Origin of the sequence: Streptomyces sp. NPDC002730 (assembly GCF_042888805.1) — a bacterium.
GTDB lineage: Bacteria > Actinomycetota > Actinomycetes > Streptomycetales > Streptomycetaceae > Streptomyces.
Genome location: NZ_JBIAQG010000006.1, coordinates 404,757 through 431,343 on the forward strand (window position 1 = coordinate 404,757; position 26,587 = coordinate 431,343).

General features: G+C 69.8%; 28 protein-coding genes and 1 riboswitch. Of the genes, 16 read left to right on the forward strand and 12 right to left on the reverse strand.

Annotation, left to right across the window (positions count from 1 at the left end; genetic code table 11):
• Positions 1 to 95 precede the first annotated feature (95 nt).
• The 3 genes from ACFYXH_RS18085 to ACFYXH_RS18095 form a co-directional block, all read right to left on the reverse strand.
• Positions 96 to 497: a DUF3040 domain-containing protein gene (locus ACFYXH_RS18085; protein ID WP_389563597.1), complete on the reverse strand. Its 402-nt coding sequence runs from the start codon at positions 495 to 497 to the stop codon at positions 96 to 98.
• Positions 498 to 747: 250 nt separating this feature from the next.
• Positions 748 to 1,506, reverse strand: a complete 759-nt coding sequence (locus tag ACFYXH_RS18090) for a methyltransferase (protein WP_389563599.1) — start codon at positions 1,504 to 1,506, stop codon at positions 748 to 750.
• Between the two features lie 147 nt (positions 1,507 to 1,653).
• A complete protein-coding gene (locus ACFYXH_RS18095) occupies positions 1,654 to 2,193 on the reverse strand; it encodes an SAV_6107 family HEPN domain-containing protein (protein ID WP_389563601.1) in 540 nt (179 codons plus the stop codon).
• Between the two features lie 163 nt (positions 2,194 to 2,356).
• On the opposite strand from ACFYXH_RS18095, the gene ACFYXH_RS18100 reads away from it, so the two are divergent.
• The 7 genes from ACFYXH_RS18100 (at position 2,357) to ACFYXH_RS18130 (ending at position 10,462) form a co-directional block, all read left to right on the forward strand.
• Positions 2,357 to 3,205, forward strand: a complete 849-nt coding sequence (locus tag ACFYXH_RS18100; RefSeq protein WP_389563604.1) for a PP2C family protein-serine/threonine phosphatase — start codon at positions 2,357 to 2,359, stop codon at positions 3,203 to 3,205.
• A 36-nt stretch (positions 3,206 to 3,241) separates the two neighbouring features.
• Positions 3,242 to 4,201 (forward strand): MASE1 domain-containing protein, encoded by a 960-nt coding sequence (locus ACFYXH_RS18105; RefSeq protein WP_389563607.1) that lies wholly within the window; start codon positions 3,242 to 3,244, stop codon positions 4,199 to 4,201.
• A gap of 78 nt (positions 4,202 to 4,279) precedes the next feature.
• Positions 4,280 to 5,212 (forward strand): ATP-binding cassette domain-containing protein, encoded by a 933-nt coding sequence (locus ACFYXH_RS18110; protein ID WP_389563610.1) that lies wholly within the window; start codon positions 4,280 to 4,282, stop codon positions 5,210 to 5,212.
• A complete protein-coding gene (locus tag ACFYXH_RS18115) occupies positions 5,184 to 7,271 on the forward strand; it encodes a YhgE/Pip family protein (RefSeq protein ID WP_389563613.1) in 2,088 nt (695 codons plus the stop codon). The genes ACFYXH_RS18110 and ACFYXH_RS18115 overlap by 29 nt, the downstream gene beginning before the upstream one ends.
• Positions 7,272 to 7,309: 38 nt before the next feature.
• Complete coding sequence (locus ACFYXH_RS18120) at positions 7,310 to 7,918, forward strand: TetR/AcrR family transcriptional regulator (RefSeq protein WP_327328280.1); 609 nt, start codon at positions 7,310 to 7,312, stop codon at positions 7,916 to 7,918.
• A 363-nt stretch (positions 7,919 to 8,281) separates the two neighbouring features.
• On the forward strand, positions 8,282 to 8,899 hold the full coding sequence (locus ACFYXH_RS18125) for a DUF4126 domain-containing protein (RefSeq protein WP_389563615.1): 618 nt from the start codon (positions 8,282 to 8,284) through the stop codon (positions 8,897 to 8,899).
• A gap of 75 nt (positions 8,900 to 8,974) precedes the next feature.
• Positions 8,975 to 10,462, forward strand: a complete 1,488-nt coding sequence (locus tag ACFYXH_RS18130; RefSeq protein ID WP_389563618.1) for a phytoene desaturase family protein — start codon at positions 8,975 to 8,977, stop codon at positions 10,460 to 10,462.
• Positions 10,463 to 10,477: 15 nt separating this feature from the next.
• Here ACFYXH_RS18130 and ACFYXH_RS18135 read toward each other — a convergent pair whose 3' ends face one another.
• From ACFYXH_RS18135 to ACFYXH_RS18160, 6 genes are all read right to left on the reverse strand, one after another.
• The gene (locus ACFYXH_RS18135; RefSeq protein ID WP_389563621.1) at positions 10,478 to 11,335 is read right to left on the reverse strand and encodes a hypothetical protein; all 858 of its coding nucleotides are present in this window, start codon (positions 11,333 to 11,335) and stop codon (positions 10,478 to 10,480) included.
• Between the two features lie 51 nt (positions 11,336 to 11,386).
• Positions 11,387 to 12,304: a methylenetetrahydrofolate reductase [NAD(P)H] gene (gene metF / locus ACFYXH_RS18140; RefSeq protein WP_389563623.1), complete on the reverse strand. Its 918-nt coding sequence runs from the start codon at positions 12,302 to 12,304 to the stop codon at positions 11,387 to 11,389.
• Positions 12,305 to 12,421: 117 nt separating this feature from the next.
• A complete protein-coding gene (gene thiE, locus ACFYXH_RS18145; protein ID WP_389563626.1) occupies positions 12,422 to 13,072 on the reverse strand; it encodes a thiamine phosphate synthase in 651 nt (216 codons plus the stop codon).
• 87 nt (positions 13,073 to 13,159) lie between these two features.
• On the reverse strand, positions 13,160 to 13,525 hold the full coding sequence (locus ACFYXH_RS18150; RefSeq protein ID WP_327323046.1) for an Rv2175c family DNA-binding protein: 366 nt from the start codon (positions 13,523 to 13,525) through the stop codon (positions 13,160 to 13,162).
• Between the two features lie 43 nt (positions 13,526 to 13,568).
• Entirely contained in the window at positions 13,569 to 14,804 is a 1,236-nt protein-coding gene (locus ACFYXH_RS18155) for an NAD(P)/FAD-dependent oxidoreductase (RefSeq protein ID WP_389563629.1), read from the reverse strand.
• Positions 14,805 to 14,832: 28 nt separating this feature from the next.
• Positions 14,833 to 15,174, reverse strand: coding sequence for a hypothetical protein (locus ACFYXH_RS18160; RefSeq protein ID WP_327323048.1), 342 nt, complete (start codon positions 15,172 to 15,174; stop codon positions 14,833 to 14,835).
• 51 nt (positions 15,175 to 15,225) lie between these two features.
• Positions 15,226 to 15,338, forward strand: a riboswitch (TPP riboswitch).
• Here ACFYXH_RS18160 and thiO point away from each other — a divergent pair.
• The 6 genes from thiO to ACFYXH_RS18190 all read left to right on the forward strand — a co-directional run bounded on the left by thiO (position 15,336) and on the right by ACFYXH_RS18190 (position 21,191).
• Positions 15,336 to 16,493, forward strand: a complete 1,158-nt coding sequence (thiO, locus tag ACFYXH_RS18165) for a glycine oxidase ThiO (protein WP_389563632.1) — start codon at positions 15,336 to 15,338, stop codon at positions 16,491 to 16,493. Its footprint overlaps the riboswitch before it by 3 nt.
• Entirely contained in the window at positions 16,490 to 16,714 is a 225-nt protein-coding gene (gene thiS / locus ACFYXH_RS18170; RefSeq protein ID WP_362675450.1) for a sulfur carrier protein ThiS, read from the forward strand. The genes thiO and thiS overlap by 4 nt, the downstream gene beginning before the upstream one ends.
• A 6-nt stretch (positions 16,715 to 16,720) precedes the next feature.
• The gene (locus tag ACFYXH_RS18175; RefSeq protein WP_389563635.1) at positions 16,721 to 17,515 is read left to right on the forward strand and encodes a thiazole synthase; all 795 of its coding nucleotides are present in this window, start codon (positions 16,721 to 16,723) and stop codon (positions 17,513 to 17,515) included.
• A gap of 222 nt (positions 17,516 to 17,737) precedes the next feature.
• Positions 17,738 to 19,702: a Stk1 family PASTA domain-containing Ser/Thr kinase gene (gene pknB, locus ACFYXH_RS18180; protein ID WP_389563637.1), complete on the forward strand. Its 1,965-nt coding sequence runs from the start codon at positions 17,738 to 17,740 to the stop codon at positions 19,700 to 19,702.
• A 5-nt stretch (positions 19,703 to 19,707) separates the two neighbouring features.
• A complete protein-coding gene (locus tag ACFYXH_RS18185; protein WP_389563640.1) occupies positions 19,708 to 20,556 on the forward strand; it encodes a deoxyribonuclease IV in 849 nt (282 codons plus the stop codon).
• Between the two features lie 95 nt (positions 20,557 to 20,651).
• Positions 20,652 to 21,191, forward strand: coding sequence for a DUF4396 domain-containing protein (locus ACFYXH_RS18190; protein WP_389563643.1), 540 nt, complete (start codon positions 20,652 to 20,654; stop codon positions 21,189 to 21,191).
• A gap of 13 nt (positions 21,192 to 21,204) precedes the next feature.
• On the opposite strand, the gene ACFYXH_RS18195 is transcribed toward ACFYXH_RS18190, so the two are convergent.
• The gene (locus tag ACFYXH_RS18195; protein WP_362675457.1) at positions 21,205 to 21,837 is read right to left on the reverse strand and encodes a sulfite oxidase-like oxidoreductase; all 633 of its coding nucleotides are present in this window, start codon (positions 21,835 to 21,837) and stop codon (positions 21,205 to 21,207) included.
• Between the two features lie 159 nt (positions 21,838 to 21,996).
• On the opposite strand from ACFYXH_RS18195, the gene bfr reads away from it, so the two are divergent.
• On the forward strand, positions 21,997 to 22,476 hold the full coding sequence (gene bfr / locus ACFYXH_RS18200) for a bacterioferritin (protein WP_389563646.1): 480 nt from the start codon (positions 21,997 to 21,999) through the stop codon (positions 22,474 to 22,476).
• Positions 22,477 to 22,490: 14 nt separating this feature from the next.
• On the opposite strand, the gene ACFYXH_RS18205 is transcribed toward bfr, so the two are convergent.
• A complete protein-coding gene (locus ACFYXH_RS18205) occupies positions 22,491 to 22,730 on the reverse strand; it encodes a bacterioferritin-associated ferredoxin (protein WP_389563649.1) in 240 nt (79 codons plus the stop codon).
• 153 nt (positions 22,731 to 22,883) lie between these two features.
• Complete coding sequence (locus ACFYXH_RS18210) at positions 22,884 to 24,236, reverse strand: class II 3-deoxy-7-phosphoheptulonate synthase (protein ID WP_327323058.1); 1,353 nt, start codon at positions 24,234 to 24,236, stop codon at positions 22,884 to 22,886.
• A 176-nt stretch (positions 24,237 to 24,412) separates the two neighbouring features.
• Here ACFYXH_RS18210 and ACFYXH_RS18215 point away from each other — a divergent pair, with 176 nt between their 5' ends.
• Complete coding sequence (locus tag ACFYXH_RS18215) at positions 24,413 to 24,469, forward strand: trp operon leader peptide (RefSeq protein ID WP_351454571.1); 57 nt, start codon at positions 24,413 to 24,415, stop codon at positions 24,467 to 24,469.
• 104 nt (positions 24,470 to 24,573) lie between these two features.
• Positions 24,574 to 26,514, forward strand: coding sequence for an anthranilate synthase family protein (locus ACFYXH_RS18220; RefSeq protein ID WP_389563653.1), 1,941 nt, complete (start codon positions 24,574 to 24,576; stop codon positions 26,512 to 26,514).
• Positions 26,515 to 26,587 lie beyond the last annotated feature (73 nt).

Consider the following 26,587-nt stretch of genomic DNA (forward strand, 5'->3'; position numbering starts at 1 on the left):
CGTACAGCAAGCTTTTTTATGAACCAGGACCGCGGCTCTGCTACTTCACTTCGAATTCTTCATTCGAATTCTTCACGTCGAAGAAGCCGCGGTGCTCAGTGGCCGCCCTGTTCGTCGCGGCGACGCTGCCACCGCTGCTCGATCCGGTCCATCATCGACCTGCGCTGGCGGGGCTGGCGGCGAGCTGTTGCCGCCGCGTCCCCCTGGGTCTGTTGCTCACCCGGTTTGGGCGCTTTGCGCCAACCGGTGACCGCGAGAACCGCACAGCCGAGCATGACGAGAAACCCCACCACGCTGATCCAGATCTGCTGCGCGACCATTCCGGCCATGAGGAGCGCGATACCCACCAGAAAGCCTGCAACTGCCTGGTAAACCCGTCGCCGGGTGTACGTACGCAGCCCGCTTCCCTCAAGCGCTGTAGCGAACTTGGGATCTTCGGCGTACAGCGCTCGCTCCATCTGCTCGAGCATTCGCTGCTCGTGCTCCGAGAGCGGCACGGAGTCCTCCTAGTCGTCGGTCGCGGGGGGCGACCGGTATGCGGCCCTTTCAGGATAGGCAGGGAATCGCCCCCGTGAAACCCGCCCTCTACGCCAATTCGCCAGTCCGGGCCGCCATGCCGACTCGGGTGTCGAGGCGTAGATGCCCCAACCTCCGATCCGTCATGCCGGATGGTGTCCCCCGATCATACGGGGCGCAGGCCACGATCGGGGGGTCTGTGGCGTACTCCATGTGCGGCTGCGCCGCTGATCAGCCCCGCTTCTCGCCCAGTACGTGGAGCTGGGTCGCGACCGAGTGAAAGGCCGGCAGCTCGGCGGCCGCCGCCTCCAGTTTGAGCAGCGCGTCCAGCGCGCCGGGCTCGGTGTCCACCAGGACGCCCGGGACCAGATCGGCGAAGACCCGTACGCCGTGCACGGCACCGACCTCGGCGCCGGCCGCACTGACGAGCTCGGTGAGCTGCTCGGCGGTGAAGCGCCGGGGCACCGGGTCGCCGGCGCCCCAGCGGCCCGCGGGGTCGGTGAGCGCGGTGCGGGCCTCGGTGAAGTGCCCTGCCAGCGCCCGGGCCAGGACAGCCCCGCCGAGTCCGGCGGCAAGCAGGCTGAGCGCGCCGGAGGGCCGGAGCGCGTCCACGGCGTTCCGTACGCCCTCGGCGGGGTCGTCCACGTACTCCAGGACTCCATGGCAGAGCACCGCGTCGTAGCCACCGCGCTCGACGACCTCGAAGAGACCGTGGATGTCGCCCTGGACCCCGCGGACCCGGTCGGCCACGCCGGCCTCGGCGGCCCGACGCTCCAGCGCGAAAAGCGCGTTGGGGCTGGGGTCGACAACGGTGACGCGGTGCCCGAGCTTGGCCGCGGGCACGGCGAAGTTGCCGCTGCCGCCGCCGGTGTCGAGGACGTCCAGGGCGTCCGTCCCCGCCGCCTTGACCCGTCGGTCGAGGGCCTCCTTGAGGACCTCCCAGACCACGGCAGTACGGAGAGAGGCGCGGGGTCGCATCGGGTCCGACACGGCAGTTGACTCCTCGGACGGGTGCCGCCCCGGGCTGCGGGGCGTGAGGGGGCGGGACGAACACGGTGAAGCGGTGAACAGGTTGAAGACGCAGTCCACCCTATTGCCTCCGTCGGGCGTCCCGGCCCTCCCTCTCGCCCCACGGCGTCACCCCATGGCGCCACCCCTCTCCGGTCGCTCCGTCCTGGGCTGGGGCAGCACCGGCTGCAGCACGAGCATCCGCTCGACCAGGCGCAGGAACATGGCCGCGTCGCGCAGCAGGTCGTCGGCGTCGCGGTTGCTCGCCGCGCCCTGTATGCCGGCCTCGGCGCGCGCCCTGCGACTGGCCCCCGAGGCGAACAGAACACTCCACTCGGACAGTTCCGGCGCTATCTCGGGCAGGACTTCCCAGGCGCTGCGGATCCGCTGCCTGCGGCGCTCGCTGGTCTCCGGGCGGCCGCGGGCAGCGAGGACCGCGGCGGCGGTGCGCAGGGCGGCCAGATGGGCGGTGGCGTAACGCTCGTTCGGCGTTTCGAGAGTGGCGGCCTCGTCAAGGCCCGTACGGGCCTGGGCGAGCAGGTCGAGGGCGGCGGGCGGTGCCGAGGCCCGCCGCAGGACGGGGTGCACGTCGTTCGCCGGTCCGGTCAGTGAGGGGGCAGGGCCGGTGGCGCGGCGCCGGTGTGCGGCTGCGGCGTGGGAGCTGGCCATGACGAACCTCCTGTCGTCGTGTGACGGCGCTGTGGCCGTATGTGTCCATCGTGAGGGCCACCACTGACAATTGCTCTGACCTGCAGCTTTCGCTCTTGGAGGTGGTATGCGGGCAGTGACGTCTAGAGTGTGGTGAGGAGCATGTGGGAACCCCGGAGCGCTCATGCGCGGACATCGCAGCGACCCGCCCGACAATGCGCAACTCCTGATCACCCTCGGGCGTCTCGTCGACCAGGCCCTGGAACGGATGAAGCTCCAGCAGGCCCGGGTCGAGCTGGCCATGGCCCTGCAGCGCCACATGCTCCCGGCCGAGCTGCCGGAGTTGCCCGGCCTGCATATCGCGGCCCGGTACGCGCCCGCACGGGACGGGCTTGCCGTGGGCGGGGACTGGTACGACGCCTTCATCATGATGGACGGCTCACTCGGGCTCTCGATCGGCGATGCGCAGGGCCACGATGTTGAGGCCGTCGCGTTCATGGGGCAGGTCCGCACCAGCCTGCGGGCCCTCGCCGAGGCGACGAGCAATCCGAGAGAAGTGCTGAGCCGCACCAACGACCTGCTGATCTCCATGGGCTTCGGCCTCTTCGCGACCTGCTGCTTCCTGCGCTTCGACCCGGTCAGCCGCGATCTCACCGTGTCCCGGGCCGGGCATGTCCCGATGGTCTGGGCCACCGCCGGCGGCCGCTCCGGCGTCGCCCTTGACCGCGGCGGCCCGCCCCTGGGCGTCGTGCGGGGCGAGGTCTATCCGGTGACCCACCGGCGGCTGCTGGAGGCAGGGGTCCTCGTCCTGCTCACCGACGGGGTCGTGGAGGGGCCGCACTATCCGATGGAGGCAGGTCTGGCCGAGGTCCATCGGCTGGTGCGCGCGGGATTCGACGCCGACCCCGACGTGCTGGCCTCGGCCGTCGTCAAGGTGGCCGAGCGGACCGGTCACCGTGACGATGCCGCCGTCCTCGTCGTCCGCTACGACGGCCCGCCACCGGGGCCCGGCCGACCGTTCCGCCCCGCCTGAGTCGCCGCAGGCCCACCGGGAGCGCAGACTGCTGTGGTGCGCAAAGCGGAGATCGTCCGTTACGGGTCTGCTGCTCTGTGGATCCTCGCCGTCGCCGCCGCCTACTACGGATCCGCACGGCTTGGGCTTCTACAGCAGCTGGTACGCGGTCAGGTCACGCCGCTGTGGCCGCCGACCGGGGTGGCGCTGGCCGGCCTGCTCGTCCTCGGTCTGCGGATCTGGCCGGGCATCGCGCTCGGCGCCTTCCTGGTCAATGTGTCCATCGGCCCTTCGCCCCTCGCCGTGCTGGCCATCGTCGCCGGCAACACCCTGGCCCCGGTCTGCGCGTACCTGCTGCTGCGCCGGGCGAAGTTCCGGAACGAACTGGACCGGCTGCGGGACGTACTGGCTCTGGTCTTCCTCGGCGCGCTGGCCGGGATGCTGATCAGCTCGACCGTGGGGAGCGGTGTACTCGTGCTGGCCGGGGCGCTGCAGGCGAGCAACTTCTGGCCGACGTGGTCGGTGTGGTGGACCGGTGACGCGATGGGGGTCCTTGTCGTCACTCCGTTTCTGCTTGTCCTCCGCAGGGCTCGGTGGCCGCGGAATGCCGGGCTCAGCCGCTGGATCGAGGCGGTGGCGCTGGCGCTGGGAACGCTCTTCGCGACGATTCTGGCGACGAGTACCGCCAGTTCGGCCCTGCTCTTCCTGGTTTTTCCGTTCCTGATCTGGGCCGCCTTCCGCTTCCAGCTGGCCGGCGCCGCGCCGTGTGCGCTGGGGGTGTCGACGCTGGCGATCCTGGCCGCGGCCCGGGAGGCCGGCCCGTTCGCCGGTCAGGACCTGTTCGCCAGCATGGTCACGCTGCAGGCCTTCAACGGCACCACGGCACTGATGGCCCTGCTGCTCGCGGCGGTCATCACCGAGCGGAACAAGACCCACGAGGAGCTCGCACGTGTCTGCACACGGCTCCTCGAGATGGTGGCCTTTATCGACCCACGCTCGGATTCGAACGACGGCTGACCGGCCGGGTTTTGCTTCGGTCCAGGGTTCGGGATACTTTTTGCACTGACCAGTCAGTTCAAAAAATATGGGGGGAACATGGACAGCCCTGTCAGCCCCGACGGCAGTCACGGGGCAGCCGTCACGGCCGAGGACTTCGGACTCAAAGGCCCGCGCGGCTGGGCGTTCCGCTCGGTGAGCATCGAGGCGGAACCCGGCTCGCTCATCGCGATCGAAGGCCCGTCCGGCTCCGGCCGTACCTGTCTGCTGCTCGCGCTCACCGGCCGCATGCGCCCCACCGAGGGCCGCGGCGAGGTCGGCGGCCTGCAGCTGCCGCGGAAGATGGCCGCCGTACGCCGGATCAGCGCACTCGGCCCGGTACCGGGCGTCAGCGAGCTCGACCCGGCGCTGACCGTCGCCGAGCATCTGCGCGAACGCGCTCTGCTGCAGCGCCGCTTCGACGGCTCGCTGCGCACCCTGCTGCGACCCCGCGCCGAGCGTGCCGCCGCGGCCAGGAGCCGTATCGACGAGGCGCTGGAGGCAGCGGGGCTGGACTTGGCCACGCTCCCCAAGAAGGACCGCACGGCCGTACGCGACCTGGAGCGTCTTGAAGCACTGCGCCTGTCCGTCGCCCTCGCGCTGGTCGGCCGTCCATGCCTGCTCGCGGTCGACGACACCGATCTCAAGCTCTCCGACGACGACCGGGCCGAGGCCTGGAAGCTGCTGCGCTCCGTCGCCGAGGGCGGTACGACCGTGCTCGCCGTCTGCAGCCAGGCCCCCGAGGGCACGACGGTGATCCGCACGGTCGCGGACACCGCTTCGAGGAGCGAAGACACGGCCGAGCCGACGCCCGAAAGCACGACCAAGCCGAGGCCCGCAAGCACGACCGAGCCCACGCCCGAAGACACAACACCCGAAGACACGACCGACCCGGCACCCGAGGACAAGCAAGAACCGACGCCCGAAGACACAACCGAGGGCACCACCGAGGAGGGGACGGCCGATGCGCTCGCCGAAACTGGCCGCGCTTGAGCTGAAGCGGTTCGGCAGGGGAAAGCTGCCGCGCGCCGCGCTCGTCGCGATCCTGCTGCTGCCGCTGCTGTACGGCGCCCTGTACCTGTGGTCCTTCTGGGATCCGTACGGTCAGCTCGAACGTATACCCGTCGCGCTCGTCAACGACGACAAGGGAGCCACCGCTGCCGGCAAGAAGGTCACGGCCGGCGACGAGATCACCAAGGGCCTGCTCGAGAGCGAGGTCTTCGAATGGCACGAGGTGAGCGCGGCCGAGGCCCGCAAGGGCGTCGAGGACGGCACGTACTACCTCTCGCTGACCATGCCGCAGGACTTCAGCAAGCGCATCGCGTCCAGCTCCGGCGAGTCTCCCGAGACCGGCGCCCTTCAGGTGCGTACGAACGACGCCAACAACTACATCGTCGGGCAGATCTCGCGGACGGTCTTCTCCCAGGTCCGCACCGCCGCCTCGACCAACGCCTCCCGATCCTTCCTCGACCGGATCTTCATCTCCTTCTCCGACATCCATGACCAGACAGAGAAGGCCGCGAAGGGCGCCGACCAGCTCAAGGACGGGGTCGGCAAGGCGAAGAAGGGCTCCAAGGACCTCGCGGACGGGCTGACGGACGCCAAGGACGGCAGCGGCAAACTGGCCGGCGGCCTCTCCAAGCTCAACAAGGGCGCGAGTGATCTCGAGACCGGATCCAAGCAGGTCTCCGAGGGCACTCAGAGGCTTGCCGACAAGGTCAACGGGATAGCCGCCGACGTCCGTCCGTACCTCAAGGACAACGGCAGGACGATCGGTGACACGGCCCGGCTGGTCGCCGACTCCTCCCAGGCGGTCCGCCACAATCTCGACATCCTCGTGAAGAGGGCCCCCGGCTCGGCCGCCCTCGCCCACAAGTCGGCCGACGAGCTGAGCGCGATCTACAAGACGCACTGCGAGGACGCGCTGCTGCCCGACCCGACCGTCTGCCCCGCGCTGAAGCGCGCCAAGATCACAGCGGCCGATGTCGCCAAGATCGCCGACGACGTCAACGCTCTGGTGAAGGACAACAAGGGCGATCTGAAGAAGCTGGACGGCCACCTCGCCGATCTGCAGAAGAAAGCGACGGACCTCGCCAAGCGCTCACCGCGTCTCGACGAGGACCTGGAGTCGGCCGTCGGCCAGATCAATGAGCTCAACTCGGGCGCGAAGAAGGTCGCTCAGGGAGCGGACAAGCTGCACACCGGGCTGAGCAGCGCCAAGACGGGCTCCACCGATCTCGACACCGGCGTCGGCAAGCTCAAGAAGGGCGCCGGCAAACTGGACGGCGGGCTCTTCAAGCTCGCCGACGGTTCGACCGAGCTGGCCGGCGGACTGAACAGTGGCGTGGACAAGATCCCCGACTACGACAAGAAGGACCGCGACCAACGCACCGAGGTGATGGCCGACCCCGTGAAGCTGGCCGGCCAGTCCCTGCACAAGGCGCCGAACTACGGCACCGGCTTCGCGCCGTACTTCATCCCGCTCTCCCTCTGGGTGGGCTCGATGGTGGCGTACATGATCATCCAGCCGCTCAACCGGCGGGCCCTCTCCACGGGCACCTCCGCATGGCGGATCGCGCTGGCCGGCTGGCTGCCCGTCGCCGCGATCGGCCTGCTGCAGGTCGGCGCGCTCATGTCCGTACTGCACTGGGGCCTCGGCCTGCAGATGGCATACGCGGCCGGCACGATCGGCTTCCTCGCGCTGGTGACCTGCTGCTTCGCCGCGATCATCCAGTGGCTGAACGCGCGCTTCGGAGCCGCGGGCCGGATCCTCGTACTGGCGTTGCTGATGCTTCAGCTGACCTCGGCCGGCGGCACCTACCCGGTGGAGACCAGTCCGGCGTTCTTCAACGCGATCCATCCCTACCTCCCGATGAGCTACGTCGTCGACGCGCTGCGCAGGCTCATCACGGGCGGCGGCCTCGGCCCGGTGTGGCAGGCGTGCGCGGTACTGGCCGCCTTCACCGCGGGCGCGATCGCGCTGACTGCCGTGTCCGCACGGCGCAAGCAGGTGTGGACACTGGACCGTCTGCACCCCGAGCTGAGTCTGTGAGAGCGGCCGGACCTGTGAGAATCGACGCCATGGACGCCATGGACAGCACCAGCACCAGACGCCGGGCGACCCGGGCAAAGCTCTACGAGGCCGCGGTGACGCTCATCGCCGAGCAGGGCTTCTCCGCCACCACGGTGGACGAGATCGCCGAACGCGCCGGGGTCGCCAAGGGCACGGTCTACTACAACTTCAAGAGCAAGACCGAGCTCTTCGAGGAGCTGCTGCGGTACGGCGTCGGGCTGCTGACCGCCTCGCTGCAGTCCGCCGCCGACGAGACGGCGGAGCGCGGCGGCACCAAGGTCGAGGCGCTGGACGCGATGATCAAGGCCGGTCTGGGCTTCATCGAGCGCTATCCGGCCTTCACCCAGCTGTACGTCGCCGAGCTGTGGCGCACCAACCGGGCCTGGCAGTCGACGCTTCTCGTCGTACGGCAGCAGGCGGTTGCCGTGGTCGAGACGGTCCTGCGGGAAGCCGTCGAGAGCGGCGAGCTGAGCGAGGAGATCGATGTGCCGCTGACAGCCGCCGCGTTGGTCGGGATGGTGCTGGTGGCGGCGCTGGACTGGCAGGCGTTCCAGCCGGAACGCTCGCTCGAGGATGTGCACTCGGCGCTGTCGCGGCTGCTGCACGGCCGTGTGAGCGGCCGTTAGGTTTTCCGTCCGACGGCAGAAAAGTGCCGGTCCGGCGAGGCTCGATCCCCCCGAGCCCCGCCGGACCGGCGTTTCCCCCCGTCCCCGTTTTCCCCCGTGCCGGAGAACCCGTTTACCCCCGATATTCCCCCGTGGTCACTGGGTTCTCCGTCGTGCTCCCCCGTTCCGTCCGGGGAGCCGCGCCGTTCCGCCGCCCCGTGTCGGCGGTGCCGGCGCTGCGCCCCTTCCGTGGTCTCCACTCTTCCTTCTACGCAGGTAGAACCCCATCCGCGCGCGTACTCATCTCCCCCACTAGGTACGGGTACTCAGTCATCCGTGCTCATCCCCACCCGCGCGGGTCGGCTTCTGGTTACGATCGCGTCCGTGTCCGTACTCCCTCTCGTCTTCACCAGCGGCTGGGCCAGCGGGATCAACGCCTACGCGGTGGTCCTGTTGTTCGGCATCTTCGGCGCGACCGGGCTCACCGACGAGGTGCCCGCATCTCTGCAGCGCACCGATGTCCTGATCATTGCGGGCGTGCTGTTCCTCTGTGAGGCGGTGGCGGACAAAATCCCGTACGTCGACTCCATATGGGACACCGTGCACACCGTGCTCCGGCCGGTGGCAGGCGCGGTCGTGGCCGCACTGCTGGCCGGGGAGAGCGGCTCGCTGCCGGAGCTCGCGGCGGCCGCCATCGGCGGCTCGACCGCGCTGATGAGCCATCTGGTCAAGGCCGGCACCCGGATGGCGGTCAACACCTCGCCCGAGCCGTTCAGCAATATCGCGGTGAGCATGGCGGAGGATCTGGGCGTCGCCGGGATCATCACCTTCGCGCTCTTCCATCCGCTGGCGGCTGCGCTCATCGCCGGGACACTGCTCCTGCTGGGCATCGTGGTACTGGCCTTCCTCGCCACGAAGATCCGCCGTTTCCTGCAGCGCAGAGCACAGCGCCGCCAGGAGAAACGGCCGGCGGGCGCGGAAGCGTCCAGAGCGCCCTGGTGACCGGACCGCCCGGACGGGCCCGCCGGGACGGGCCGCCGGGACGGACTGTCAGTGGTGGCCGATAAAGTCGCGGACATGGCACGGATTGCGGTGATCGGCGCCGGGATGGGCGCCATGGCGGCTGCCGCCCGGCTGGCCGTGGCAGGCCACCGGGTGACGGTGTACGAGCGCTCGGCGACATACGGCGGCGCGGTGGGCCGGTTCGAGCGCGAGGGCTTCGTCTTCGACACCGGGCCCGGTCTGCTGCATCTGCCTGCCGTCTGGCGGGACTTGTTCGTCAAGACCGGCAAGGAACCGCTGGAGCAGTGCGTCGGGCTCGTCCAGGTGGACCCGGCCAGTCGGCATCTCTTCGCCGACAACACCGACGTGTCACTGCCGAACGCCTCGCGGGCCGGAGTCGTCTCCGCGCTCGAAGCCGCGCTGGGCGCGGGGGCGGGCGAGCGGTGGGGCACGTTCCTGGGCCGGGCCCGGGACGCCTGGGACCGTTCCCGGCGGCCGCTGCTCGAAGAGCCTCTGTGGACCGACTGGCAGGTGCTCGGCCGCGATCCGTATCCGGCGCCGCGGCAGCGCATGTTGCTGCGCAGCCGACAGGCGTCCACGGTCTCCGAGGTCGGCGCCTGGGAGCTGGCCGACCCGCGGCTGGCCGCTCTGCTCGAGGCATACGCCCTCTCGTACGGCCTGGATCCCCGGCATGCCCCGGCGGGTGCCGCCCTGCTGCCGTACATGGAACAGACCTTCGGCAGTTGGTATGTCGAGGGCGGGATGCGGGAGCTGGCCCGCGCGGTGTACGAGCGGTGTCTGGCCCGGAAGGTGGAGTTCGCCTTCGGGACCGAGGTGGCCCGCATCGTCGAGAAGGACGGGCGGGCGGCGGGAGTCGAGCTCGTCGGCGGCACGGTCGCCGGGGCCGACCATGTGGTGGCGGGCATCGAGGCCGCTGATCTGGTGGGGCACGACCTCTGGCAGGACGGAGACGTACGGCCCCAAGGGGGCGTCCGCGGTTCACAGTTGCCGGGCAGGTTCACCGTGCTGCTGGCGCTGCGCGGGGCACGGCCCGCGTCGGCCGTCCACCGGAGTGTGGTCCACGCGCCCGACACCGGCGCGGAGGCTGCGGCCGTCTTCGGCGGCCGGACGGCCGAGCGGCCCACCGTCACCGTGATGCGACCGGACGATCCACGTACCCGCCCGGACGAGGAGCACGAGGCGGTGACTCTCGCCGCGACCGTCGCGGCGCAGGGCGGCCCGGTCGACTGGACGGACGCGGCGCTGCGCGAACGGTACGCCGAGGTGCTCATCGACGCCGCGGGCGCGGCCGTGCCGGAGATACGCGAGCGCCGGCTGTGGCACGAGATCCGTACGCCCGCGGAGACGGGTGCGCTGTCCGCGCCCGCGCTCGCCGGGGACGGCGGGCGGTATCTGCACCCGGCGAACAGCACCCGGCTGCCCGGTCTGTATCTGGCGGGCGGCCGGTCGCACCCGGGCGGCGGACTGGCGCATGCCGGGATGTCGGGGGCGCTGGTGGCCGGACTGATCGTGGAGGGGGCGGACTTCCGCGGCTCTCAGTGAGCCGCCGCCGGTGCCTCAGTAGCGGTACTGCTGCTCGTTGTACCCGGGGTCGTAGCCGTACGGAGAAGGCTGCTCCTGCGGCATCGGCGGCGCCTGCTGCTCGCCCTCCCGCTGCTGCGGGACCCACACCCCGCCGGGCGGCGTCTCGCTGTACGGCTGCTGGGCGTACGGGTCGGCGTACTGCTGCTGGCCGCCGTAACTGTCGTAGCTCTCGTACGCGTTGTACTGCTGGCCGCCGACATAGGGGTCGGAGTACGCGGCGTACGCCTGCTGCCCCGTCCCGTAGTCGTACTGCCCGGCGTATATGTCCTGGCCCGTCGGCTGCTGATCGTAACCGGAGCCGGTCGGCTGCTGACCGTAGCCGGAGTAGGTGTCGTAACCAGTGCCGTACGTGGTGTAGCTCTGGCCCTGGTCCTGCTGCTCCGCCGCATAAGCGGCCTCGCTGTACACGCCGTACTGGCCGGTGTCGTCCGGCAGCGGCTGCGGCTCGTAGACGGCCTCGGGCTCAGGTTCCGCGGGAACAGGCTCATAGGCGAGGTCGGAGACCTCCAGCGTCGGCTCGCGCGAGGCGGCCGTGTCCTGATTGCCGCCGGACCTGCGCCGACGGCTCGCTCCCGGGCTGCCGCCGAGCGCCCAGCCGGTGGAGAAGCCCTTGCGGAAGGAGAGCGTGACATACGTCTGGCCGACGGCGAAGGCGATCGCGCCGAGCGCGATCACCACGACGGAGGGCATCAGTACGCCGAGGACCACGCACAGGAAGCCGGCGAAGGCGAGCAGCCGCCAGCGCAGCCGCGCCTTGTACTGCAGCAGCACCTCACCGAGCAGCCACAGCGCGACGATGCCGAACGCGATATAGAGGACCGTCCAGCCCATGCCCGCCCCTCTCCTGCGGCCGCCGCTCCGGGTCGGAGTGGGTACGACCGATCACGACTGCTCGTGCAGTCCGAGATTCTCGTAGATCTCGAGCGTCGCCGTGGAGTTGTTGAGTGTAATGAAGTGCAGACCGGGGACACCCTCGGAGAGCAACCCGGCGCAGAACTCCGTCGCGAACTCGATGCCAATGGAGCGTACAGCGGCAGGATCGTCCTTGACGGAGAGGACCCTCTCTTTGAGCTCGGGCGGGAACGCGGCGTTGCTGAGCTGCGCGAACCGTTCGAGCTGCTTGACGCTGGTGACCGGCATGATCTCCGGGATGATCGGGGTCGCGCAGCCCGCGGCCTCGACCCGGTCACGCAGCCGCAGATAGTCCTCGGGCTGGAAGAACATCTGCGTGATCGCGTAATCGGCGCCGGCCCGGCACTTGTCGACGAAGTGCTGGATGTCGGTGTCCCAGTCCTCCGAGCGCGGGTGCATCTCGGGGAAGGCCGCGACGCCGACGCAGAAGTCCCCGGACTCCTTGATCAGCTGTACGAGCTCGGCGGCGTACCGCACACCGTCGGGGTGCTTGACCCACTCACCCATCGGGTCGCCGGGCGGGTCGCCACGGACGGCGAGGATATTGCGGATCCCGGCATCGGCGTACTGCCCGATCATGTTGCGCAGCTCGGCCACGGAGTGGTTTACCGCGGTGAGGTGCGCGACCGGGGTGAGCGTGGTGTCGGCGGCGATCTGCTGGGTGGCCTTGACCGTGCCGGCGCGCGTGGAGCCGCCGGCGCCGTAGGTCACCGAGACGAAGTTGGGGGCCACCGCTTCGACCCTGCGCAGCGCGTTCCAGAGGTTCCGCTCGCCCTTCTCGGTCTTGGGCGCCCAGAACTCGAAGGAGTACGAAGTTTTGCCGGTTGCAAGCAGCTCGCGCACGGTTCGTGCGCGATCCGTCCTGGTCGAAGCTGTACCGAGGGCCATACCCGCAGGTTAACCACGCCTCGCCGGTCACCCAACCGAATGAGGGAAATATGCCGGATTTGTCGGTCTCCTGTCCACCCCTCGGACAGTTACCCGATCCGCTCCCCCACGCGCTCGCTACCCCAGGCGCTCCCGCACGCGCTTCGCCAGCGCCGCTGTCGCCGCGGCCGGGTCGTCGGCCGCGGTGATGGCCCGTACGACGACGATCCTGCGCGCGCCCGCGTCCAGCACCTCGTCCAGATTGCCGGCGTCGATCCCGCCGATCGCGAACCAGGGCCGGTCGGTCTCCAGCGCGGCTGTGTACCGCACCAGGCCCAGTCCCGGGGCATACCGTCCGGGCTTGGTCGGGGTGGGCCAGCAGGGGCCCGTGCAGAAGTAGTCCACGCCGGGCTCGGCGGTGGCCGTGTCCACCTCGGACTCGGCGTGCGTCGAGCGGCCTATGAGCACCTCGTCACCGAGGATCGCGCGGGCGGCCGGGACCGGCAGATCGCCCTGTCCCAGATGCAGCACGTCGGAGCCGATGGCGTGCGCCACATCCGCCCGGTCGTTCACGGCGAGCAGCCTGCCGTGTCTGCGGCAGGCGTCGGCGAAGAGCTGGAGGTGATCCAGTTCCTCACCGGCCTCCATGCCCTTGTCCCGCAGCTGCACGATGTCGACCCCGGAGGCGAGCACGGCGTCGAGGAACTCCGCGAGGTCGCCCTGCTTCTTCCGGGCGTCCGTGCACAGATAGAGCCGGGCGTCGGACAGCAGCGCACGAGCCGTGGACATGGTGGTTCCCCCCGGTGGGTCGGCGGTGTACGGGCAGGGCGGCACAGCCCCCGGCCCGCACACCGCGTTGTTGTTGTCGTCAGGACGTCAGACGGCGAGCGCCTGGGCCCGGCGCTTCACCTCCGTGCCGCGATTCTCGCTGAGCGCCTGCGCGGGCGTGCCCGGCAGGCTCGGGTCGGCGGTGAAGAGCCATTCCAGCATCTCTTCGTCGGTGAAGCCGTCGTCCCTCAGGAGCGTCAGGGTCCCTGCGAGCCCCTTGACCACCTTGTCGCCGTCGATGAAGGCGGCAGGCACCTGAAGCGCCCGGTTCTCACCACGGCGTACGGCGATCAGCTGGCCTTCCTTGACCAGCTGCCGTACGCGTGTCACCTCGACATCGAGCATTTCCGCGATGTCAGGAAGGTGGAGCCAGGCGGGGACGAGAGCATCGATCTTTGCGTCAATCTCGGTCACAGGACAAGCGTGCCATCCCGGACTGACAGTCGGTAGCCGGACCCTAGTCGGCCGCCGCCTTCAGAGGGACGGACGGGTCGGCGGCGCGCGCCGGATCCAGCCGGATTCCGGACAGGATGAGCTTGCGCCCTTGCGCCAGATCACGGGCTCTGCCGACGGCGAGAAGCGCAACCAGAGAGCCGTCCCGCAGCCAGAGCACCGACCAGGCCGCGCCTGCCGGATCGCCGCGCCACACCATCGTGTCGGCGGCCTCATGATGGCCCGCGTACTGCACAAAGCGCCCGAACTGCTCGGACCAGAAGTACGGCACCGGGTCATAGACCTCCGGTGGCTCCTGTCCCGGCGCGCCGCCGATGACATTGGCGGCGACCGTACGCGGCCCCTGCAGAGCGTTGTCCCAGTGGTGCACGAGCAGCCGCTCGCCGTAACGGCCGGACGGGAAGGAGGCGCAGTCCCCGACGGCGTACACATCGGGCAGCGAGGTGCGCAGATACGCGTCCGCGGTGATTGCGCCGTCCGGGCCGAGTGCAATGCCGGAGCCGGCGAGCCAGGCGGTGGCGGGCCGGGCGCCGATGCCGACGACCACGGCGCCCGCCGGAAGCTGCCGGCCGTCGGCCAGGATCACCGCGCCGGGCTCGATGTCCGCCACGCGCGCGTGGGTGAGCAGTTCGACGCCGTACTCCGCGTACCAATCGGCCATCGGGCCGGCGACCTCGGCGGGCAGGGCTCCGGCCAGCGGGCGCCCGGCGGCCTCGACGACAGTGACCGTGCAGCCAGCCTCACGGGCGGCCGTCGCGAACTCCGCGCCGATCCAGCCCGCGCCGACGACCACTATGTCGTGCTGCTGCGCGAGAACGGGGCGCAGCCGCGCGGCGTCGTCGAGGGTGCGCAGCAGATGGACGCCGGGTACGCCCACGGCGCCGGGCAGGGTGATCGGTTCCGCACCGCTGGCGATGACCAGGACGTCGTACGGGACCGGACCTGCCTCGGTGTCCAGCTCATGGGCCCCGGCGCGCACTCCGGTCACCTCGCAGCCCAGCCGCAGCTCGATGCCGAGTGCCTCGAAGTCGACGTCGAAGGCCGAGCCCTCCGCCTTGCCGAGCAGGATCGCCTTGGAGAGCGGGGGTCTGTCGTACGGCTGATGGGGCTCGGCGCCGATCAGCGTGACCGGACCGGTGAAACTCTGCTCGCGCAGTGCCACCGCGGTCTGCACTCCGGCCATTCCCGCGCCGACGACGACCACGCGCCGCTGCGTCTGTGCTGTCTGCTGCTCGCTCACCCGACAACCTTACGCATCTGACGGACCGTCAAGAAGGCAGCTGTTCGACGACGCTCGTCCCGCTGCCCTCCTGGGACTCCCATTCCCAGCTCTCCTCCAGCCGCAGCCGCCCGTCCTCGAGCTCGACGACGGTGGAGAGACAGTGCCCCGAGGAGGTCCCGCCGTCCGCCTTCAGCTGTACATAACGGAAGTCGAGCCGGTCGCCCTCCCTGGTGCCCACCAGGTGGCCGCGGAGCACATCGCCGCCCTCGTACTCGGCCCAGATCCGGCCTTCCTGCTCGTGGTACGTGAACCGGGTCCGGGTCCCCACCTGGCCCGGAGCCTGGTCTGCGACCGGGGAGAGCACGAGTCCGTCGAGCGACCTTGCCACAGTGGCTGCTCCCTTACTGCGAGTTGGGGCCTGGGGTTAGGGTGGCCACCGTAAGGCACTCGCGGGAGCCCGGACGCACCGGGCTGAGAGGGAGGCTGGACGGCCTCCGACCGTACGAACCTGATCCGGGTCATGCCGGCGAAGGGAGGGGCTGGACGCCCATGTCGCGTACCTCAGACGTCCTCGTTGTCGGGGGCGGAATCATCGGCCTGGTCACGGCCTGGCGTGCGGCGCAGCGAGGGCTGCGGGTCGCGGTCGCCGATCCGGAGCCCGGCGGCGGCGCTGCGCAGGTCGCGGCGGGCATGCTCGCCGCCGTCACCGAACTGCACTACGGCGAGCAGACGCTGCTCGGCCTCAATCTGGAATCGGCGCGGCGCTATCCCGCCTTCGTCGCCGAGCTGGAGGAGGCGAGCGGACAGTCCGTCGGCTATCGCGCCTGTGGCACGCTCGCGGTCGCGCTCGACGCCGACGACCGCGCGCACCTGCGTGAACTGCACACCCTGCAGCGTCAGTCCGGCCTGGAGTCGGAGTGGCTGACGGGGCGCGAATGCCGGCGCCTGGAGCCGATGCTCGCGCCCGGCGTGCGTGGGGGCCTTCGGGTGGACGGCGACCACCAGGTCGATCCGCGGCGGCTGGCCGCGGCGCTGGTGGCGGCCTGCGAGCGGGCCGGGGTGGTCTTCCACCGCGGCTGGGCGGAGCGGCTGTCGGTGGTACGGGACCGGGCGGCCGGAGCCGTACTGACGGACGGCAGTGAGCTCTCCGCGGACCAGGTGGTGCTGGCGTGCGGCAGTCTGAGCGGCAGGCTCGGCGGCGTACCGGAGGATGCACTGCCGCCGGTACGGCCGGTAAAGGGCCAGGTCCTGCGGCTGACCGTGCCGCGTGCGTACGCGCCGTTCCTCTCCCGGACCGTGCGGGCCGTGGTGCGCGGCAGTGACATCTATCTGGTGCCGCGCGAGAACGGCGAGCTGGTCATCGGGGCGACCAGCGAGGAGCTCGGCTGGGACACCACGGTGACGGCGGGCGGGGTGTACGAGCTGCTGCGCGACGCGCACGAGCTGGTGCCCGGCATCACCGAGCTGCCGCTCACCGAGACCCGCGCCGGGCTGCGCCCCGGCTCTCCCGACAATGCGCCGCTGCTGGGCCCGACCGCTCTGCCGGGTCTGCATCTGGCCACCGGCCACCACCGCAACGGGGTGCTGCTCACACCCGTCACCGGCGATGTGATGGCCACGGTGCTGGTCACCGGCACACTGCCGGACGAGGCCCGCCCCTTCACTCCTCGCCGCTTCTCCCCCGTACCTCAGGAGCAGCCCGCATGAACGTCCCCGTGTCCGTCACCATCACCGTCTCCGTCAACGGCGAGGCGCGCGAGCTCGCCACAGGCACCACGCTGGACGCCCTGGTCACGTCCCTCACCGCCGCCCCATCCGGAGTCGCCGCCGCCGTCAACGAGACGGTCGTCCCGCGCAGCCGATGGGCCGGCACGCGGCTCGGCGACGGCGACCGCGTCGAAGTCCTCACCGCAGTGCAGGGAGGCTGATCAGCCATGGCCGACGACCGTCTCACCATTGGCGGCACCGCCTTCAACTCCCGGCTGATCATGGGTACGGGCGGGGCGCCCAGCCTCGACGTACTCGAACGGTCCCTCGTCGCGAGCGGCACGGAGCTGACCACCGTCGCGATGCGCCGCCTCGACCCGACCGTCCAGGGCTCCGTGCTGTCCGTGCTGGAGAAGCTGAACATCCGTGTGCTGCCCAATACGGCGGGCTGCTTCACGGCGGGCGAGGCCGTCCTGACCGCGCGGCTCGCCCGGGAGGCGCTCGGCACGGAGTGGATCAAGCTCGAGGTCGTCGCGGACGAGCGCACACTGCTGCCCGACCCGATCGAGCTGCTGGACGCGGCCGAGACCCTGGTCGACGACGGCTTCACGGTGCTGCCGTACACCAACGACGACCCGGTGCTGGCCCGGAAGCTGGAGGATGTGGGCTGCGCGGCGATCATGCCGCTGGGCTCGCCGATCGGCTCCGGCCTCGGTATCCGTAATCCGCACAACTTCCAGCTGATCGTCGAGCACGCGCGCGTGCCGGTGATTCTGGACGCGGGCGCGGGCACGGCCTCCGACGCGGCGCTGGCGATGGAGCTGGGCTGCGCGGCGGTGATGCTGGCCTCTGCGGTGACCCGGGCGCAGGAGCCGGTGCTCATGGCGGAGGCGATGCGCCATGCGGTCGAGGGGGGCCGGCTCGCGCACCGGGCGGGCCGCATCCCGCGCCGCCACTTCGCGGAGGCGTCCTCCCCTCACGAGGGCCGTGCGGCCCTCGACCCGGAGCGACCCGCGTTCTGACCGCTGCGCGGGGCCGCTTCCCCACCCCGCCCCTTTCGTAACCGGGGCTCCGCCCCGGACCCGCTCCTCAAACGCCGGAGGGGCTGGAATGGGGACACGCCCGGTACCGGGGCCCGGGGCGGAGCCCCGGGAAGCCCGCGCTGTCACAGCTCGGCTGCAGTACGGCCCCGGTCCCGCCCCGGGGCGTCGGGGCTGTCCGTGGTGACTCGTAGAATCTCCCGCGTGGATACGACCCTCAAGGACCCCCTCGTCGGGCATGTGCTCGACGGCCGCTACCGCGTCGACGCGCGCATCGCCGTCGGCGGGATGGCCACGGTCTACCGGGCCGTCGACACCCGGCTCGACCGCGTGCTCGCGCTCAAGGTGATGCACCCCGCCCTCGCCACCGACGCCTCTTTCGTGGAGCGCTTCATCCGCGAGGCCAAGTCCGTGGCGCACCTCGCCCACCCCAATGTGGTGGGGGTCTTCGACCAGGGCGCCGAGGGTGCGTACGTCTATCTCGCGATGGAGTACGTCGCGGGCTGCACGCTGCGCGACGTCCTGCGCGAGCGCGGGGCGCTCCAGCCGCGGGCCGCGCTCGACATCCTGGAGCCCGTGCTGGCCGCGCTCGGTGCCGCGCACCGGGCCGGTTTCGTGCACCGGGACATGAAGCCGGAGAACGTGCTGATAGGGGACGACGGCCGGGTCAAGGTCGCCGACTTCGGTCTGGTACGGGCCGTGGGCTCCGTCACCAGCACCACCGGCACGGTGCTCGGCACGGTCTCCTACCTCGCTCCCGAGCAGATCGAGTACGGCACCGCCGACACCCGCGCCGATGTGTACGCCTGCGGGGTCGTCCTCTACGAGATGCTCACCGGCGCCAAGCCGCATTCCGGCGACACCCCCGCCCAGGTCCTCTTCCAGCATCTGAACGAGGACGTTCCGGCGCCCTCCGCCCTCGTCCCCGGGCTCGCCGTCGAGCTCGACGAGCTGGTGGCGAGCGCCACCGCCCGTAACCCCGAGGTCCGCCCGCACGACGCGGTGGCGCTGCTCGCGCAGGTCCGTGAGGCCCGTGCGCCGCTCGGTGACGAGCAGCTGGACCTGGTGCCGCCGCAGGCGCACACCGACGAGCAGGCGCAGGACCAGTCCGGGGAGCAGCGCTCGGACGGGGTCCTCGCCTCCGAGGACCGTACGAGCGTGATCCCGCGTGTGCTCCCCCGCGAGGAGCCGGAGGAGCCGGAGGTCAACCGCACCACCCGGCTGGCGATGCCGCCCTCGGCGCCGCCGCAGCCCCCGCAGCAGTCCCGTCGGCGCGCCGTCCCCAACCGCGGCGTCCTCGCGCTGGTGGTCGCGCTGTTCCTGATCCTCGGCGTGGGCGCCGGCGTCTGGTACATCAACTCCGGGCAGTTCACCCGTGTCCCCGCCCTGATCGGCAAGACCGAGAAGGACGCCAGGCAGGAGCTGAAGAACGCCGGACTGGATGTGAAGAAGGTCCGCTTCGACTTCAGCGAGACGGTCAAGCGCGGCACGGTCATCAACAGCGACCCCGCGACCAACGAGCGCATCCGTGGCAACGACTCGGTGACGATCGTCGTCTCGCGCGGCCCGGAGATCGTCAAGGTCCCCCAGCTCAAGGGCAAGCCGCTCGCCAAGGCCGAGCGCGAGCTGAAGAAGCTCGGTCTCGCGCCGGGAGTGGTGACCAAGGAGTTCAGCGAGGAGATCGCGCAGGGCTCGGTGATCAGCACGGACCCGGAGGCCGGGGCCGGGCGCAGCCCCGATTCCGCGGTCGCCCTCACCGTCAGCAAGGGCGCTCCGATCGAGGTCCCCGGCGTGACCGGCGATTCCCTGGATGCCGCCACCAGCGAGCTCGAAGGCGCCGGGTTCAAGGTCAAGGTCGCCTCCGCACAGATCAACTCCCCGGAGGATGCGGGCTCCGTCGCCAAGCAGTCCGCGGCCGAGGGCACTCAGCTGGCCCGCGGTGACACGATCACTCTGACGGTCTCCAAGGGCCCGCGGATGATCGACGTGCCCGATGTGGTCGGCAAGAAGGCCGACGAGGCCACGAGCAGGCTGAAGTCGGCGGGCTTCGAGGTCAAGGTCGAGAAGAGCTTCCCGTTCCTCGGCGACACGGTCGAGAGCCAGTCCGTCGCGGGCGGCGGCCAGGCCCCCGAAGGCAGCACGATCACTATCAAAACCAAGGGACTGTAGTTCTGATGCGCAACCCCGTCGGCGGCCATGTCCCCGTGGCCGGCGGCCTCGCCACGATCGGTCTCAGTTACGCCCGTGAGCTGGAGGCGGAGACCGTCCAGGTCTTCGTCGCCAATCCGCGCGGCTGGGCGACACCCACCGGAAACCCGGCGCAGGACGAGCAGTTCCGCACCGAGTGCGCGGCCGAGGGGATCTCGGCGTACGTCCATGCGCCGTATCTGATCAACTTCGGCTCGCACACCGAGGCGACCGTCGAGAAGTCCGTGGAATCCCTGCGGCACTCGCTGCGCCGGGGCCGGGAGATCGGCGCGCTGGGTGTGGTGGTGCACACCGGCTCGGCGACCGGCGGCCGCTCCCGCGAGGTGGCACTGGCGCAGGTACGGGAGCGGATGCTGCCGCTGCTCGATGAGCTGACACACGACGACGACCCGTTCCTGCTGCTGGAATCAACGGCAGGACAGGGTTCCTCGCTCTGCTCGAGAACCTGGGACTTCGGCCCGTACTTCGAGGCGCTGGACTCTCATCCCAAGCTGGGCGTCTGCCTGGACACCTGCCACATCTTCGCGGCGGGACACGATCTGACCGGCCCGCACGGGATGGCGCAGACTCTCGATCTGCTGGTGGACACCGTCGGCGAGGGGCGACTGAAGCTGATCCACGCCAATGACTCCAAGGATGTGGCCGGCGCCCACAAGGACCGCCACGAGAACATTGGCTCGGGCCATATCGGCGAGGAGCCGTTCCGGGAGCTGATGCTGCACCCGTCGACCGAGGGCATACCACTGATCATTGAGACGCCCGGAGGCAAGGAGGGGCACGCGGCGGACGTGGCGCGGCTGAAGAAACTGCGCTGAAAAACTCCGCTGAGAGTCTCCATTCAGGAATACCCCCTAGGGGTATGTGGTTGTCGCTGTCGACAGGAACCGCTATCTGGCTTTGGGGGCTTCTCATGCAGCGCGACACCCACACCGGACACGCTCACCCCACCGGACACGCTCACCACACCGAGCACGCTCACCACACCCATGAAGAGCACGCCCGCGGCATCGGCACGGTCAGCTGGTCCATGGCAGCTCAGGCGACTCTCCACTGCCTCACCGGCTGCGCCATCGGCGAGGTCCTGGGCATGGTGCTGGGCACCGCGTTCGGCTGGGGCAATGTGCCGACGATGATCCTGGCGATCGTGCTGGCGTTCTTCTTCGGCTACTCACTCACGCTGCGCGGCGTCCTCAAGGCCGGCGTCGGCTTCAGCACCGCGGTCCGCGTCGCACTGGCCGCCGACACCCTGTCCATCGCCGTGATGGAGCTGATCGACAACGGCGTGATCGCGCTCTGGCCGGACGCCATGGACGCGCAACTCTCGGACACGCTGTTCTGGGGCGCCCTCGCCGCCTCGCTCGTCCTCGCCTTCGTGGTCACCACACCCGTCAACAAGTGGATGATCGGCCGCGGCAAGGGCCACGCGGTGGTCCACCAGTACCACCACTGACCAGCACCAGGACTCAGAGCTCGGGGCCGTGCCCGGGCTCTTCCTGGTACGAGTAGCGCTGCTCGCGCCACGGATCGCCGAGATTGTGATAGCCGCGCTCCTCCCAGAAACCACGGCGATCAGCGGTCATGTACTCCACGCCCCGGACCCACTTGGGCCCTTTCCAGGCATAGAGATGCGGGACGACCAGCCGCAGCGGAAAGCCGTGCTCGGCGGTGAGCAGCTCACCGTCCTTGTGGGTCGCGAAGATCGCGCGCTCCGAGACGAAGTCGGAGAGCCGCAGATTGGCGCTGTATCCGTACTCGGCCCAGACCATGACATGGGTGGCGTTCGGCGCCGGCGGCGCGAAGTCCATGAGCGTACGGGCGGACACCCCGCCCCATTCGGCCCCCAGCATGCTGAACTTTGTCACGCAGTGCAGATCGGCGACGACGGTGGAGAAGGGCAGCGCCGAGAACTCCTCGTGGTTCCAGCAGTGTTTGTCGCCGTCCGCCGTGGCGCCGAAGACCCTGAACTCCCAGCGGTCCGGCTTGAACTTGGGTACGGGGCCATAGTGAGTGACCGGCCAGCCACGCTGCAGTCGCTGCCCCGGCGGAAGCTCGGACTCCTCTGATGCGCGGTATTCCCGGCTCTCCGGCTGACCCATGCCTTCAATGGTGACAGACCGGGAAGGGTGGTCATGACCAGGTCCGAACCGATTCGGGCAACTCACACTAAGCGTGTACTTACTGGACGCTCCTCGACCGCGATGCGAAGATTCGCGCACCTGCCCCAGTAGTCATTACGCGCGGAAGGAGCCTCTGCGATGCAGGGCGACCACGAGGTCATCGAGTTCCTCAATGAGCAGCTGACCGCCGAATTGACCGCAATCAATCAGTACTTCCTGCATGCGAAGATGCAGGAGAACTTTGGCTGGACGAAGCTCGCCAAGTACACCCGGTCAGAGTCGTTCGACGAGATGAGGCACGCGGAAGTACTGACCGACCGGATCCTCTTCCTCGACGGCCTGCCGAACTACCAGCGCCTCTTCCATGTGCGCGTCGGCCAGACGGTCACCGAGATGTTCCAGGCCGACCGGCAGGTCGAGGTGGAGGCGATCGACCGCCTCAAACGCGGCATCGAGGTCATGCGCGGCAAGGGTGACATCACGTCGGCGAACATCTTCGAGTCGATCCTGGCGGACGAGGAGCATCACATCGACTATCTCGACACCCAACTGGAGCTGGTCGAGAAGCTCGGTGAATCGCTCTACATCGCCCAGCTGATCGAGCAGCCGGAGAGCTGAGTCGCCCCGTAGGGCTAGGCCGCCTCTCTGAGCTCTGGGTCCACAGCGAGTACAGCGGCGGAGTCGCCCTGCTCGAGCAGCTCGCGGCGGGGGCATGCGCCCCGGCCGAGAATCCCCTGGATCCGGCGTACGCACGATCCACAGTCGGTGCCGGCCTTGGAGACCGACGCTATCTGACGGGGGGTGCAGGCACCGCCTTCCGCGTGCTCCTTGACCTGCTTCTCCGTGATGCCGAAGCATGAGCAGACGTACACGCGGTTCACCTCCCCGGTCGGGATCGTAGGCGCCTTTCCCGATGATCGGTGAGGCTAACCTAACCTTACCCGCCGGGCCTGCTGCGCAAAAGCCCCGAATACGAGTGTGGGGCGCGGATCACATCGATCCGCGCCCCACACTCGTACATCGGACTACTGGTCCCGGTACATCTCGGCGACCAGGAAGGCCAGGTCCAGGGACTGGCTGCGGTTCAGCCGCGGGTCGCAGGCCGTCTCGTAGCGCTGGTGGAGATCGTCGACGAAGATCTCGTCGCCGCCGCCCACGCACTCGGTGACATCGTCACCGGTGAGCTCGACATGGATGCCGCCCGGGTGCGTGCCGAGCGCCTTGTGGACCTCGAAGAAGCCCTTGACCTCGTCGAGCACATCGTCGAAGCGGCGGGTCTTGTGGCCCGAGGCCGCCTCGAAGGTGTTGCCGTGCATCGGGTCGGTCACCCACGCCACGGTGGCGCCGGAGGCCGTGACCTTCTCGACCAGCTCGGGGAGCTTGTCGCGGACCTTGTCGGCACCCATACGGACGACAAAGGTCAGCCGGCCCGGCTCGCGCTCGGGGTCGAGCTTGTCGATGTACTGCAGCGCCTCGTCGACCGTGGTCGTCGGGCCGAGCTTCACACCGATCGGGTTGCGGATCTGCGAGGCGAACTCGATGTGCGCCCCGTCCAGCTGGCGGGTGCGCTCGCCGATCCAGACCATGTGGCCGGAGGTGTTGTACAGCTGGCCGGTCCGCGAGTCGGTGCGGGTCAGCGCGCCTTCGTAGTCGAGCAGCAGCGCCTCGTGGGAGGCGTAGAACTCGACCGTACGGAACTCCGCCGGGTCCGTGCCGCATGCCTTCATGAAGTTGAGCGCGTTGTCGATCTCCCGCGCGAGCTGCTCGTAGCGCTGCCCGGAGGGGGAAGACTTCACGAAGTCCTGGTTCCAGGCGTGCACCTGCCGCAGGTCGGCGTAACCGCCGGTGGTGAAGGCGCGCACCAGGTTGAGCGTCGCGGAGGAGGCGTTGTACATCCGCTTGAGCCGCTCGGGGTCCGGGATGCGGGCCGCCTCGGTGAACTCGAAGCCGTTGACGGAGTCGCCCCGGTAGGTCGGGAGCGTCACACCGTCGCGGGTCTCGGTCGGCTTGGAGCGCGGCTTGGAGTACTGGCCGGCGATCCGGCCGACCTTCACCACCGGGACGGAGGCGGCGTAGGTGAGCACCGCGCCCATCTGGAGGAGGGTCTTGAGCTTGTTGCGGATCTGGTCGGCGGAGACCGCGTCGAAGGCCTCGGCGCAGTCGCCGCCCTGCAGCAGGAACGCCTCGCCCTTGGCAACGGCTCCCAGTCGGGCGCGCAGCTGGTCGCACTCGCCCGCGAAGACGAGCGGCGGATACGCCTCGAGGTCCGCGATCACATCGCGCAGAGCCTCGGCATCGGGGTACTCGGGCTGCTGCGCCGCGGGCAGGTCTCGCCAGGTGTTGCCACCGGCAGTGGTGGTCTTAGCGTTCACGGTCACGCCGTCAACATTACGGGGTCTCTGCGGACGTACCTCCGACCGCCCACCAAATGAGACAGGAGTGGATTCGGAGGCCCACACCCCTGTCCGTACCGAAACTGCTGTCCGTACCGAATCCGACCGGATCCGTCACCTCGGCGCGGTTCGGCGCGGCGCGATGCGTTATGGTCGGCGTCATGTTCGCGCAACCGACTCAGAACTGGTGGTGGACCGCTCATCCGGCGGCCCACTGACTGCGCGTACACCCAATCGCGAAGGCCGCCCGAGGGGCGGCCTTCAGTGTTTCCCGGGTCCCGGGGACAGCGGCCGTTCCTCCCACCCGGAAGGAACACGACGCATGCTCATCAGCCGACTGCTGGACGACGACTGCCCGCCCTTCGCCCTGCTGCGCAGACGCACCCCCGGCCACGACCACGACACCGTCGAGGTTCTGATCGGCACCGTCCACGAGGCCGAGCGGCTCGTCGACATCCCGGTCGGCGACCGCCCCTCGCTCGCCCTGATCCCGTTCCGCCAGATCAGGGAACGCGGCTTCGACGTACGCGACGACGGAACGCCACTGACCGTGCTCGTCGCCGATGAGAGCCATGAGCTCCCGCTCGCCGAAGTCCTGGAGAGACTGCCCGCGCACGACGTACGGGTCGAGGGCGGGGCCTTCGACGTCGACGACGAGGAGTACGCGGGCATCGTCCGGCGGGTCATCGAGGACGAGATCGGACAGGGCGAGGGCGCGAACTTCGTCATCCGCCGTACGTACACCGGCAGGATCCCGGACTTCGGCCGGGCCGACGCGCTGGCCCTGTTCCGGCGGCTGCTGGCCGGCGAGCGCGGTGCGTACTGGACCTTTCTCGTGCATACGGGAAACAGGGGGCCCGAAGGGCCTTCCTTGGAAGGGCGGCGGGAGACGGGTGGGCGCACCCTGGTCGGCGCCTCCCCCGAGGTCCATGTCCGGATGAGCGGCGGCACGGTCGTGATGAATCCGATCAGCGGGACGTACCGCTATCCGCCCGAGGGCCCGACCCCCGAGGCGCTGCTCGGCTTCCTGGACGACCGCAAGGAGCGCGAGGAGCTCTCCATGGTCGTCGACGAGGAGCTGAAGATGATGTGCACCGTCGGCGACATGGGCGGTGTCGTCGTCGGGCCCCGGCTCAAGGAGATGGCTCATCTCGCGCACACCGAATACGAGTTGAGGGGCAAGAGCTCCCTGGATGTACGGGACGTACTGCGGGAGACCATGTTCGCGGCGACGGTGACAGGATCGCCGGTGCAGAACGCCTGCCGGGTCATCGAGCGGCACGAGGTGGGCGGGCGGGGCTACTACGCGGGCGCGCTGGCGCTGATCGGCAAGAACGCGGGTGGTGGGGAAGGACAGGTCGGCGAGCAGACCCTCGACTCGCCCATTCTGATCCGTACCGCCGACATCGACGCCGAAGGATTCCTGCGGGTACCGGTCGGGGCGACCCTGGTCCGGCACTCCGACCCGGCGGGCGAAGTCGCCGAGACGCATGCCAAGGCGGCCGGTGTACTGGCCGCGCTGGGGGTGCGTCCCGGGCGGCCCAAGGAGCACGCCGAGCGCCCGAAGCTCGCCGACGACCCGCGGGTGCGGGCCGCCCTGGACGCCCGCCGCGCCGACCTCGCACCCTTCTGGCTGCGGATGCAGGAGCGCAGCGCCCAGTTGACCGGCCACGCCCTGGTCGTCGACGGCGAGGACACCTTCACCGCGATGCTGGCGCATCTGCTGCGCTCCACCGGCCTGGAGGTGACGGTGCGTCGGTACGACGAGCCGGGCCTGCGGGAATCGGCTCTGTCGCACACGGGACCGGTGGTGCTGGGTCCGGGACCGGGCGATCCGGCCGACGCGGGCGATCCGAAGATGCGCTTCCTGCGCTCGCTCGCAGCGGATCTGCTGCGCGATCACCGCCACGGTCTGCTGGGCGTCTGCCTGGGCCATGAGCTGATGGCGGCCGAGCTCGGCCTGGAGATCGTACGCAAGGACGCGCCGTATCAGGGGGCGCAGGAGCGGATCGACTTCTTCGGGCGTGCGGAGACGGTGGGCTTCTACAACAGCTTCACGGCGCGCTGCGACGACGCGGCGGCGGCGGAGCTGGAGGCGCACGGGGTCGAGGTGGCCCGCGATCCCCTCTCGGCGGAGGTACACGCCCTGCGGGGCACAGGCTTCGCGGGCATCCAGTTCCACCCGGAGTCCGTACTGACGATGCGGGGCCCGGAGGTGATCCACGGCCTCCTCGCCTCGACCACGCGAGTCGGCCGGGCCTGATTTTCCCCACCCCGCCCCTTCCCGAACTGGGGCTCCGCCCCAGACCCCGCGCCTCAATCGCCGGCGAGGCTGA